This window comes from Hafnia paralvei ATCC 29927 (genome assembly GCF_001655005.1).
Taxonomy (GTDB): domain Bacteria; phylum Pseudomonadota; class Gammaproteobacteria; order Enterobacterales; family Enterobacteriaceae; genus Hafnia; species Hafnia paralvei.
Window position 1 is genome coordinate 320,583 of sequence record NZ_LXET01000046.1, and the last position, 13,007, is coordinate 333,589.

The following is a 13,007-nucleotide window of genomic DNA, read 5'->3' on the forward strand; positions in this document are numbered from 1 at the left end:
GAGTAAGGGAAGCAAGGATGTCTGAACTAGCACATGAATTAATCGGGGCCAATGATTTTGAAAAGTGGTTGAATGAACGTAACAGTTGGCTTCAGACAGCTGCCAAACAGCTCATCGACAATAAACGTTTGCCGAGTGAGGTTGAACTCGCTGAGCTGGTTCGACTCTGCAAACTGGAAGCCGCCAAACAGAATGACCCAGGGTTCATGAAGGTAGTACCTGGCGCATTCTCAGCTGGATTGGTACAGCGAGTTGTACGAGTTGAAGAGGTAAGCCAAGTCTTTGGTGTCAATGCCATCAAACCAGGGGCATCCTTACCATTTGGGGCTGGCAGTTTAGCTGTAATCTATGGGCAGAATGGTTCAGGAAAAAGTAGTTTTTCTCGCCTACTTAAACAACTCTGCGGATCACGTTCAAAGGATGAAATCCGCCCGAATGTATTCAGTAACGAAGAACATAAATGCAGCGCTCAATGTCGAATCACTGTTGATGGTAAATCCGTAGAAATCAATTGGCAGGATGGGGCTGAGGCTCATGCTATGCTCAAGTATGTCCAAATATTTGATTCGAAGACAGCGACTCAATATATGGGCCGAAAAGAATCAAGTTACGAACCGAGTAGCATGCGTTTCATCTCTTTGCTCATTCAGATCTCAGGAATGGTTTCTGAACAATTAGGTCGGGAGAAGGAAAATCTCATCAGTGCTCTTCCAGTTTTCCCAAGTGACCTTGCGGAAACTGCCGAAAATACTTGGTTCTGCTCTCTTAAAGCCTCAGTTAGCGCTGAGAAAATTGAGGCATTTTGCCAATATGGAAATGATTTCGAAGATGAGCGTATCAAAGGCGAAGCTTTATTAGCAGAGAAAGACATCAAGGGTCGCTTGGTTGTAATTGGTAAGGAAACTATTGCATTAGAAAGCATTAATCAAGCCATGAATCTGTTGAAGGAGAGCCTTACTGACAGAAAAGCAGAGGAGTTGTTTAAAGCAAAAGAATTGGCTGTTGCAGCGAGAAAGGCGGCCAATATAGTCGCGCAACAGGTGTTCGCAACAGCTCCTCTACAAGGCGTTGGTGAAACTGCTTGGAAACAAATGTGGGATCAAGCGCGAAACTATTCTATTGCTCATGCTTACCATGGCCGCGATTTTCCCGTTACTACTGGGGTGGCGCATTGTGTGCTCTGCCAGCAGGAACTTACGGAGGAAGGCTCGGCTCGACTCAAAAGTTTCGAGGCTTTCATTACGGCTGGTCTTGAAACCACGGCAAAAAATGCAGAAGCCATTAGTGCGGCACTGATTGCGAATGTAGTCCAGATGCCTGCAATAGAGGATTGGATTGCGCGACTGCTTTATTTGAAGTTTGATGAAAACTTCGCCCGTGCGTCTTATGAATCGTTAATGGCAAGACACTTACAGTTTGTGGTGTGCGATGCCGTAGGCACTATCTCAACATTCGATTGGGCGCTTATCGATCAGGCGATAGAAAAACGTGCTGCTGACTTAATTGCTGAGAAGATTAGCCTGACACAGTTACAACAAGATGGGCAGCGTCAGCAATTAGAGAAGCGAGTTAAGCAACTCAAGGCACTCCAGTGGTTATTTCAAAACAAGGCGGCAATTCTTGCTGAGCGTGAGCGCTTAGTTACAGTGGATTTGCTGGATAAAGCTACGAGGCTGACAGCTAGCAATTCGTTGACGACTAAGCGCACCGAACTTGGGAGAACCGAGCTTGATGCTGGATATCAGACGCGTTTTGTAGCGGAGTTAGAGGCTCTTGGAGGGCGGCGTTTGCCAGTTGTACCACAGAGCAAATCTCAAGGAAAAGGAGTAATAACGTTTGGACTCACCCTTGTCGGCGCTAGGGCTGGCTTCACTCCTGATGTCATACTCAGTGAAGGCGAAGCCCGCATAGTCGCATTAGCAGCATTCTTGGCTGATACTACCGGTTCGAACCAATTGGCACCTTTCATCTTTGATGACCCGATTTCATCTTTAGATCAGGACTTTGAAGAGCGTGTTGTTGCCAGACTTGTCGAATTGGCGAAAACCCGACAAGTCATAATCTTCACTCACCGACTATCATTGGTTTCTATCATTGAGGCTGTGATCAAGAAGCATAGTGAGAATCCAGATAATGAGAAAATAATCCACACAGTGCAGTCACTTAGACGTTTGGATAAAATTTCAGGGATCATAGCGCAACATAGTTTACGAGATGCCAAGCCTGACAAGGCCCTTAATGCGGTCAGGGATCAAGTCATTCCGAAACTCAAAAAATATCAAGCTGCGGCTGATGCCGATGCTTATGACCTTACAATGAAGAGTGCCTGTAGTGATTTTCGGATAATCCTGGAACGAACAGTAGAATTCGTCCTTTTGAATGACGTAGTCGTTCGTTTCAGACGTGACGTTATGACTAAAGGTAAACTGAGGGGTATTGCCAAGGTAATAGCAGAAGACTGTGACCTTATTGACATGCTGATGACTAAGTATTCTGTTTACGAGCACTCGCAAGCAGATGAATTGCCGTTAGTTCCGGTTGAGCTTGATGAGTTCGAAAGAGATGTGTTGACGCTCATTGCTTGGATGAATGAGTTTAAAGCTCGAATTGGTTAAGATGAAACTAGCTAGCGGTTCCCGATGAAGGTGCACTTCTCGCTCTTAGCGACTGGATAACGCTGCCACTGCCAGTTTTGTACCTAAAACTGGCTTCTTGGGTGCCCCGGTAGACATTCCTGGCCCATACTGAACTTTGTAATGAACTGAAATGCTTGAAAAGATATTTGTGGTAATATCTTCATGGATTAAAAATATCAGGTAAGAATATGGAATTGTTAGATTACAGTAAGTTAATGATTTTTATATTATTTGTTATCCCAGGTTTTATTAGCCTGAAGATATACGAAATTTTACAACCATCGATAAAGAGAGAATCCTCAAAATTAGTTATTGATGCAGTCGCTTATAGCTGTATAAATTATGCAGCGTGGGGCATTCCGCTGTATTACATGATCACTACCGAAACCTTATCGTTAAGCAGCCTATTTTTTTACATTTATCTTTTCTTATTGCTCATTATTTTTCCTATAATAAACCCCATCGCGCTAAATAAATTAAGAAAATGTAGATTCATTTCAGATAAACTACCTCACCCCACTGGGCGTCCCTGGGATTATTTTTTCAGTTTAAAGCAATCTTGCTGGGTCATAGTCACGATGAAAGATGGCTCTCAAGTTGCTGGAGCTTATAAAAACAATGCATTTGCTTCAAGTTGCCCTGAACCCGAACAAATATATCTAAGTGAGCATTGGGTGCTAAATAGCGATGGTGGGTTTGAAAGACCCAGAAATGACACGCTAGGGATAATTATCCTCTCAAGTGAAATTAAAACACTAGAGTTTTTTAAGATGTAATATCTAGAAGGAGATTAAAATAATGACTGAAAAATTTAAAGATAATAGAGAAAGAAATGATGACCGCAACTATGGTTATCAGCCGCAACGCCGTGACAACGATGATGAAAGGAATGTTAATGGGGGGTATCAGCCGCCATCATCAGACACGACTGAAAATCCTCCCCCAAAGAAACCTTAAATTACCTAATGCCTCCGAATTTAGAGGGGGCTTTTTCTATTTTCTAGCCACAATTCGATATTATCATAGATGAATTAGCATTGAAAAATTCCTGATAATCATCATACAGTTCATTCATAAGAACAAAACTTCTTGCCTCACTAAGCTTTGCTTTTGCTATGTTATATTATTTCTTACTTTCTTTATCTTTACATTCAGGATCCTGATTCAAACTGATACCCATCGAAGAAAACTCGGACATCAGAGCTTATAATTTATCTTCTGCGACCTGCCTCTGTATTATTAGTGAAGCATTCTGCGCATTAGTATTTAGCTCGACAGTTAATTTATCATAATTTTTTTAATCCATTTAATTCATTAAGTCTTTTTTCATAACTCTCTTTTCGTTTTTTTACGAAAATCCCTTGATTAAAATCAGAATCACTGAAAGCAAAAATCCCGCCCAGGCTTCCCTACAGCAGATATTGCAAGCATTCATGTATTTTAATAAATAGAATACAAATCACGCCAACGTGGTCATCGAAAAATAAAGCCTCTGTCCAAACAACTTCGTTATATTTTCAGCATTGTCTGGTGGCCCTTCATTTAAGCGATTCTACAAATCGCAGACTTGCCCCTCCCAGCGTTACTCAGAGTAAACTGTCCCGACTTTAATATATTGATGTTGTGACTTTTAATGGTGTCATCGTTAGTAGGAAGAGCATCATACCGAGATAAGGCTCGTATTCTGAAAAAAGGGCAACGAGCCTGATATGCTAAGTTAACCTAGCGATCAAGAAGAGTTGTGAAAAGGTCTCGAAGAGCAAGGTCATTAAAAGTCTCCTGTTCATACTTATTCGATGACAGAAAGCTCGGAGAAGAGGCGCGATTGCTCTGGTCTTCAATTTCGCATATGCGCTCCTCGATAGCTGAGATCGCACTATTCAACACAGCATCCGAAACACCGAAACGCGGAGCGAACTTTTTCAGGGCATCGATCCGATCCGACAGAGAAGACTCGCTATCATCCTCGCAAATGCGGCTGGTATTCTCCTCGAACTCTTCGAGCACAGCCATCTGCAATGCTCGAGTAATGCTGGCGGGCAGCCCATTAACCGCATCCACCGCATCAACAAGCGTGGAGAGAATATCACTTGAACTCCAGTGTATTGCATCTGTGAGTCCCTTTTCGAGGAGCTCTAATAATTCAGCTTCGTAAATAAACTGACGCCGATAGCCCTTTCCACCTCGTCGGGAAAAGAATTTGATCAGTGTCTCTCCATCCGACCATGCACTGAAGCCCTGCTGTGGATTGCGAGCAATCGCTATAATGCTGTCGGCAAACCGTCGTTCGTTCGTGAGCTGCCAAAAATCCATTAGCATTTGGAGCCTCTTGGAGTTTGCTGCGTCGTTGTATTCGAGTGAGCGAAAATCACCAGCTTTCGGACGCCAGTGCGGACGCGTTTCGATCATCTCCAGCATGCCAACGCAGGCTATGGCTATCTTAGTTTGAGCGGCCTCACTGAGCTCGAACTGATGTACAAAGTTCCACAGGTTTAACAGCCAATCAATTGAGGCTGCCGTGGAAACAAGGAGAATAAGGAGCTCCGCGTCTCGAAGGTAGATTGAGAGGTAGTCTTTGAGCGAAGGATTGATAAAAGAGACTAATGGACCGCTAATATTGACAATTTTAACGAAGCTACCTTCCAGAATGTGAAGGGTTTCTTCGAAATCCTTTGGCCCGTGAGCCAGACCGTATGCCTTGCATAACGCTGTATGCAGAGTATCGAAAGATGAACGAAGAGTGGCGAGAGAAACTCCGTATTCGGTGAGGAAAAACATTGCTATCAAGAGATGCCTACACCGATGATCAATATGCGTACGGAAGGCCGTGTCCCAAATTTGGCTAGGATTATTCAAGGCCTCGATAAAGGCTGTGGGATAGTTGGCTATTTCGATATTATTGATGTGTAGTGTATCGGTCATGGCCTCGATGATGCGTGGATTATAGTTCTTATGATCAACAATTTCTGCGAGCGTATTGCTATCCAAAAGTGCCTGGATGTGCAATAGCGGTGTCTTTGACACTAGCAGATGATTATAGAGGATCCGCGCTTTGATCCGTCGGGTATAGATGCCAACATCGAGTACGTACTTCGTCACATCGAGACGCTGATCGCTAAGATATTCGGAGACTCTCCGGGCTTCCTCAAATATGTAACCCCTTGTTGTCAGGATAAAACGAGCATTCGGCGAGCGGCGCACTCGATTCATGAACCGCATCAAATCAGAATCCTTATGCGCCAAAGCTAGCCTGTCAAGGGCGACCTTTCCCAAGAAGTCATCGAAGAGAAAGACCTGCTTTTTATTATCGCTAATGGCAGCAAAGCCGTCCTCCAGACTGCGGATGGGGACTAGCTCCCATTGCTCGTTCAGGTAGGTGTAACAAAGCATTTCGGCCAGTGTCGTTTTACCTACGCCAGGTGGCCCAGAGATGATAAGAAGCCCGTACTTCTCTAGCGTTACGAATGACTCGCCGAAGCTGGGGTTTGATGCGAAAACTCGGACTTTCTTTTCGATCTCTTCCTGTGTGAATGCCGCAAAAGTATGGGCTGCCGCGCGTATGATCCGCTCCAAAACTCCCGCGCCCGAGAGCCACAATTTAATGTGTGATTTGAGAATCTCTGGGTACTTACGGAGAAGACCGTTGATGTCCTCTGGACCCAAAATGTCCGCCTCGGACTTCAGGCTCGGACCGATAATCGGGGCGAGCTTGCCCTTGCTGGCCGGAGTAAGCTTACAAGAGGTCGCTAGAATATAGCGTGTGGGAGCCAGCATATTGATCGATTTACGCTCATGCCTCATGGTGGCGATCAGTTTACTGACCTGCGAACCTTCATAATGCTTTGCCTGTAGGATAACGTTCCCGCTGGTATGCGAATGCCGACCGTCAACGCCACCATCAGGTCCCGCGCAGAATGCCTCGAAGCGAAACCCCTCTTCTTTTCCGATGAGGTCAAGAACGAGATCTTCAAAGTCCGCCGATGAGAGATTTCTGAAGTTAAAACTCATACGGTGACACCGTTTGCAATATTGGTGTATCTGCTAGCACTGATAAAAATACACTCTCCTGATGAAATGCTGACGGCCATTCTTTCGATTGCCAAAAAAACAACATTGGCAATGCAAGTCTTGAACTAATGTCGGCAGTACCAGACCCCAATAAGGGGTCTATGAGCTCTGTTTTTTCCATCGGTTATAAACCTCCTTGCACAGGTTGAAGAGCTTCAGGCCTTCTTCCATGATGTTAATAATAGAGTCTTGCACGGGACGAGCATAAATATTCCAGCTTTATGCGATAATTTTTCGTCCTGATACTGCCTTGCATTTACTAGCTTTGTGTCATCCAGTAACGGAAAATTAGCTATGTAAACAGCGGGATGAAATAGCAGGCAGCTTTGTACGAAAACCGCCCAACCTTACTTAAGCATGTACCATTAAAGGTGCTTCCTCACTCATCAGACGGTACGGATTTTAAGGTCAGCAATCAGGAATACTACAGCAACCTCCCGGTGGTCGATGCTGTAGGTCGCTAAATATCCACTTGTCTCAAAATCAGGGGGAGTCAATTCCTCGCAACTACGGTATGAGAGCGTTGGTAAAATATCATGCTGGAGCATGCTCCTGACATATTCAAGGAGGGGTTTTACATCCTTTGCGTACGAGTAAATAACGTGGAAATAGATGTCGCAAGTCCCGTATGCCAACAGCTTGTCAAAATGGCTTTTGATGTTTGTCCGATCTAGCCCTTTACAAACGAGCGCCTCATAGACAGATATTTCCTGCCCAGACACACGGATGACTGCATCTCTTTCGCCGGGGGTTCCGTTTACCGTTGTTCCACCGAGAGATTGGTCAGCAACATCCCACTTAGCTAATGCGAGAGATGCGCTCAAAATCTCGCGTACTGCACTATTAAGATCATTTTCAATCCTTGCTTCATCCGCTGGATTTTTCCTATCGCGCAGCATTCCTGCCATACGCTGAAGTGAAGCAACCGCTCTGGATACTTCTCGTATAAGATACCCACGGAAACCCATCCCTGGTGGGCCAAGAATGTCTCCGACCAAGGACATAGGGAGCTGAGCAAGCTGCTGTAGTGCGGCACGGATGGATGAAACAGAGTCAACAGCAACCGATGCAGAAGCGCCCCTGGAAGCAATGTTACCTGCTTGTAGGTCCTCCTTAAGAACAACAAGACGTCTGTCGTTTTCAAATTCTTTAATGGCTGAATCAAGAATTGCTATCGCCTCCTCCTGATACCCCATCTCGTATTTTGCAAGTACGACAACCATTTCTAACTCGGAGCTTCGCACTTCACTGCGACGTTTAACTACGCTTTCCAGGGCCGCCGCCGGTCTTTGTAAGGCGAATAAGAGATGTGCACGATTAGCAAGCAATGTATTACTTGCAAGCTCTTTATTTGAAGTAATAACGCTGTTAATTTCTCCAAGCAGGCGCTCTCCGGCTACCTTATCCGCCCCGCTCAGCGAATGAAGAGTGGGTCCAATAATCTGTTGAATAGCCACAGCAAAATAGTTATCCCTGTATGTTGTGCTTGCCCCTGGTTTTGAGGAAAGTCGCTGCAACTCAGCCCGGGAGCTAACAAGATCGCCACCAGGCCGAAAAAGCTGGGACGTAGCTTTGTAAAAGTCCAGTTGATCATTGGCTTGCCGCGTTGTCGCCGGATCAAGCGTCGTGGGAACTGTAGCACTATCCAGCGCATCCCATTTCTCCTCTTTCAAAAAAAGTTGTAATTCCAAAGCAAAGAGGGCAAGCCAGTACTGTTGTGGCGCGCTGCTTAAGTTCTCCCTAACATCCTCCAGATGTTCCCGGGCGAGCTGATATTCTCCGGCAATCACCAAGGTTTCTATACGGTGGTGTAGCTCGGGCCACGACCAGAACACAGATGCTTCATCTGGCTTGAGTTGCTGTAATCTTGCTCTAATACCCAGCCTTGCAGTTGCGGGCAGGAACTGACATAGCTCGGCGAGAAGAACGGGATCGTCGGATAGCGCGAATGCCTGCAATAACTCATCCTGACTGTTTTTGTCTAGTTTACGCCACGCAGAGGCAAGATCCTGCGCTGGGGATCCAGTTTCCCGACCCAGATAGGTTGTGGGGCTATATCTGTCCGTCAGGGCACCGATTCTCCCTTTTTGATCATGCTCGATAACACCGCGAGAAATCAGTGTTTTGAGAACGTCGCTGAGGACCGAAGGTATCTTTTCGTAAGGCCATCCCGATACGGCACGTGCGAGCAGACGCACGTGGGTCCTCATGGTTCGGGCAACAGAGGCGCGGACCGAAAGTGCCTCATCGCTTGGAGCAGCAAGAATGAGTGCCATAGCATCAAATGGAATCAGAAATGCATTACGATAAGACTCAGCTTGTGCACACGCAGACGCAACAAGATGCCCGGCCATATCTGCCGATAACTCTGTAGCATCTGTCCAGTCCAGATGCTGCTTGCGTGCAAACTCTGAGTAGAGTGCAATAACAGGTGCCATTGCATCCTCAGTGGCTAGTGGAAGACTATTCATCCCATCAAGTACACCGGAAAAACACGCCCGAGGTATATTATCCTCATAGGCGACCTGATCCGCCAAGTAGCGTAATAACTCAGACTGAACGTGTTCATCATGTCTGGAAAATATCCCCAGAAGCAGACGACCGACGTGCCGTCTGGGATCAGCAATTACCCGCCCCATACCCGTATTACCGGTATAACACCAGGTAATCAATGACGCGCACTCCTCAAGGCTTATCGAATTCGCATTTAAATGATAAGCAATGACTGACAGAGAATCCTGCACCGCAAACGTTTTGGTCTGAGCTTCACGTCCTCTGTTAAGTACATTGTTGCTGCCCGTCCTTGACTGCCACTCGACAGTCCATCTGGCAGCCAGGCAGGCCGTAGGTGGGTATAAAAGCATATCCACCAGCAGCCCGGGATCGGCATTGACACGGAAATGGAGTTGCAACATCGCCATTGGATGATTCACCGCGAAAGACAGAATTGCTTCAGCTGCAGCCAGGATGTCAGTCCCGATATCGGTCTTTTCAAGTTCAGAACACAAAAGACTAAACGCGAAGTTGACCGTAGTGGGACCGTGCCGTTGCGCCATGAGTCGCTCCATCATTACGGACTCACCTTCACGACTTGCAAGCCAGTCAGCCCTCGCCACACTGGTAATGGGTGGCATCTGTGGCACTCGGCCTGCGAAGCGCAACTTTTCTGCTGGGATCACATACGTCTTTTGCAGTACGTCTACATAACGAGCAAGATCACATTCCCACTTGCCCCACAGCGTCTGACGAGACAAAGCACGGTGCGCCGCTTCATGACAAAAGCGCTGCTGTGAGGGTGACCACTGGCTGTCCCACGTCCCATAACCTTCAATGGCATGACACCATGCAGTCCACTCGAGGAAAGCGAAGTCCACAGCGTCGTCATTAGTCTCTTTTAATGATGATAATGTATCGCCCCTGATTTCTTCCGACACAGATTCCGGCAGTAAAGCCATTACATTTTCTGGTTGAACAGCGCCGGTAGGGCAAAGCCGTTCCCATAACCGGCCAAGAAACCATTCAGGGCTTTCAACCGGAATATGCTGTTCGAGACAAAACTCAGCATGAATTTTTTCTGCGAGCGCAAGAACCTCCACAGGCTGATTCTCAGTTTTTGCAATAAGCCGGGGCTTGCTGAGATTCTCAAGAAAAATTTTTGTACTCGGACTTGGGTAGCTGATGAGAGAAAGCGTTCCCATTGGGGCTCCCTGCATGATCCAGCGACCACCATCAAAGAAAACCCAACCCTGACTGACGAGTTCGTCGAAAACCGGACCGCTATCAGCCTTCCGTTCTTCCGATTCATCCCAGCTTTTTGCCAAGTTTTTCGCTTCGCCGGGATACTCAAGACGAAAATGTTCGCACAGGCTGAGCAACTCCACCCCATTCATTTTTTCTCCCGGCCTAGGAACCGCGCGGGAGTAGCAGGGGCTGGGCAGCCAGCGCATGAACATCTGCTTAAGCTCCTGGCGTACAGCTAACGGCGTAAACATACCATTCATCGGGAGTACTTCTTCAAATCCTTCCACAATATTTTTCCTTGAAAACCAGGCTCATATTCTCATGCAACAAGTTACTCGAATGCAGTCAACTCACTTTGAACACAATCAATTCAACATTAGAAAGGCAATTAGAATAAGGATCTAAAGCCCTTAGATTAACTTTCTACACTAAAAATTATAACGGCTTAGAACCAAAGCACTTTACTGTGGCGTTGGTCCTTTAGAATGGCCCCATGTCCGAAGACCATACTTCTCTGTAGAGATTATTAACATGTCTCTGCCGCTGCTTTGTTCAAAGAAGACACCAATCTTTTAAAAATTTTTACATATATATCATTTCACTGAATACACACCTTAACGAGAGAACCATTTTGCTCTCTCGTTTAGCTTTATTTTTCAGAGGAATAGTGATGAATAATTCTGAAGGTCTGCAGCCTCTGCAGAACTCTTTATCGGGCCTTCCACAATGGATGTCTGAGCGCATTCTGCAGCAGATAAACCAGCTTACTCACTATGAGCCGGTGATTGGCATCATGGGTAAAACTGGTTCGGGCAAGAGCAGCTTATGTAATGCCCTGTTTTCCGGTGAGATTTCACCCGTCAGCGATGTGACTGCCTGCACACGTGACCCCTTACGCTTTCGCCTGCAGGTGGGAAAGCGCTTTATGACACTGGTGGATTTACCCGGCGTAGGGGAGTCTGAGCGCCGGGATACAGAGTACGCCGCACTTTACCGCGAACAACTCCCCCGGCTCGATCTGGTGTTATGGCTCATTAAGGCCGATGATCGGGCGCTGGCAGTGGATGAGCTTTATTACCGGCAGGTGATTGGTGAAGCATACCGGCACAAGGTGCTGTTTGTTATCAGCCAGTCCGACAAGGTCGAGCCAATCAGCGGCGGTGATAAGTTGTCCACGGAACAGAAACAAAACATCAGCCGTAAAATCTGCCAGTTGCATGAACTCTTTCAGCCGGTAAATCCGGTCTGTGCGGTATCGGTTCGTTTGCAATGGGGGCTTAGGATGACGGCTGAACGCATGATTCGTTGTCTGCCACGCGAGGCCAGCAGTCCGGTGGTATCTCAGCTCAGTGCGCTGCTTCGTACCGATGCCGTTAATAAAAAAGCACGTGACGATTTTGGTGAAACGGTCGGCTCGGTACTGGACACAGTAAGCTCCATGCCCCTGATACCGGCCCCGGTTCGGACAGTTATCCAATCTGTACGCGACATCGTAATATCAGTCGCCCGTGCAGTCTGGAATTTCTTCTTCTGAAAATTAACCCTTCTAACCCGTAGTTTCCTGAGCCCTGCCGCGACCTTGCGGCGGGGCTTTTTGTATTTATTTTCCATCATGAGGAGTCTGTTAATGACCCGTCTGGCTTCGCGCTTTGGCGCAGTAAATCTTATCCGTCGTGACCGTCCATTAACCCGCGAAGAACTGTTTCTTGTGGTGCCCAGCGTTTTCAGCGAGGACAAACACGAATCCCGCAGTAAACGATACACATATATACCCACCATCTCTCTGCTGGACAGTCTGCAGCGGGAGGGCTTTCAGCCGTTCTTTGCCTGTCAGACCCGCGTGCGTGATCCGGGTCGTCGTGAACATACGAAGCATATGCTGCGCCTGCGTCGGGAGGGGCAGATTACCGGTAAGCAGGTGCCGGAAATTATTCTGCTCAATTCTCACGATGGCTCCAGTTCGTATCAGATGCTACCGGGACTATTCCGTGCGGTATGCCAGAACGGGCTTGTCTGCGGTGAGTCGTTTGGCGAGGTGCGGGTACCGCACAAAGGAGATGTCGTGAGTCAGGTGATTGAGGGGGCGTATGAAGTGCTGGGTATTTTTGACCGTGTGGAAGAGAAGCGGGATGCCATGCAGTCGCTGATACTGCCGCCACCTGCACAACAGGCTCTGGCACAGGCTGCACTGACGTACCGTTTCGGTGAGGACCACCAGCCGGTGACAGCACCTCAGATACTCTCCCCACGCCGCTGGCAGGATGAGAGCAATGATCTGTGGACCACATACCAGCGTATTCAGGAAAACCTGATTAAGGGCGGGCTCAGTGGTCGGAGTGCAAAAGGCGGGCGAACGCATACCCGCGCCGTGCGTGGTATCGACGGAGATGTGAAGCTCAACCGGGCTCTCTGGGTGATGGCTGAAGCGATGCTGGGTGGGTTTCAGTCCTGAGCTTGTTATCAGCATGTTAGAAAAGGACACTCCCTGTCCGTTTTGCCTCCATTGCATTGAGCGTTTTTTCACCGCACTTCACGGTGTGCCGCGTCGGGCCTGCTTCCGGA

The 13,007-nt window shown here is 47.3% G+C and carries 8 protein-coding genes; 5 read left to right on the forward strand and 3 right to left on the reverse strand.

Going from position 1 to position 13,007, the window contains the following annotated elements; all coding sequences use genetic code 11:
- The first annotated feature begins 17 nt into the window (after positions 1–17).
- The 3 genes from M988_RS15160 (at position 18) to M988_RS22885 (ending at position 3,593) form a co-directional block, all read left to right on the forward strand.
- Entirely contained in the window at positions 18–2,615 is a 2,598-nt protein-coding gene (locus M988_RS15160) for an AAA family ATPase (RefSeq protein WP_064574814.1), read from the forward strand.
- Between the two features lie 209 nt (positions 2,616–2,824).
- Positions 2,825–3,412 (forward strand): DUF6338 family protein, encoded by a 588-nt coding sequence (locus M988_RS23155; RefSeq protein WP_064574816.1) that lies wholly within the window; start codon positions 2,825–2,827, stop codon positions 3,410–3,412.
- A 22-nt stretch (positions 3,413–3,434) separates the two neighbouring features.
- Complete coding sequence (locus M988_RS22885; protein ID WP_156518184.1) at positions 3,435–3,593, forward strand: hypothetical protein; 159 nt, start codon at positions 3,435–3,437, stop codon at positions 3,591–3,593.
- Between the two features lie 765 nt (positions 3,594–4,358).
- Here the strand turns inward: M988_RS22885 and M988_RS15170 are convergent.
- The 3 genes from M988_RS15170 to M988_RS15180 form a co-directional block, all read right to left on the reverse strand.
- Complete coding sequence (locus M988_RS15170) at positions 4,359–6,644, reverse strand: nSTAND3 domain-containing NTPase (RefSeq protein ID WP_064574818.1); 2,286 nt, start codon at positions 6,642–6,644, stop codon at positions 4,359–4,361.
- Positions 6,634–6,825, reverse strand: a complete 192-nt coding sequence (locus M988_RS15175; RefSeq protein WP_064574820.1) for a hypothetical protein — start codon at positions 6,823–6,825, stop codon at positions 6,634–6,636. Before M988_RS15175 ends, M988_RS15170 begins: the two co-directional genes overlap by 11 nt.
- Before the next feature lie 265 nt (positions 6,826–7,090).
- Positions 7,091–10,732, reverse strand: a complete 3,642-nt coding sequence (locus tag M988_RS15180) for a hypothetical protein (RefSeq protein WP_064574822.1) — start codon at positions 10,730–10,732, stop codon at positions 7,091–7,093.
- Positions 10,733–11,115: 383 nt separating this feature from the next.
- On the opposite strand from M988_RS15180, the gene M988_RS15185 reads away from it, so the two are divergent.
- Complete coding sequence (locus M988_RS15185) at positions 11,116–11,979, forward strand: GTPase family protein (RefSeq protein ID WP_064574824.1); 864 nt, start codon at positions 11,116–11,118, stop codon at positions 11,977–11,979.
- Positions 11,980–12,072: 93 nt separating this feature from the next.
- Positions 12,073–12,897 (forward strand): DUF932 domain-containing protein, encoded by an 825-nt coding sequence (locus M988_RS15190; RefSeq protein WP_064574828.1) that lies wholly within the window; start codon positions 12,073–12,075, stop codon positions 12,895–12,897.
- The last annotated feature ends 110 nt before the right edge of the window (positions 12,898–13,007 follow it).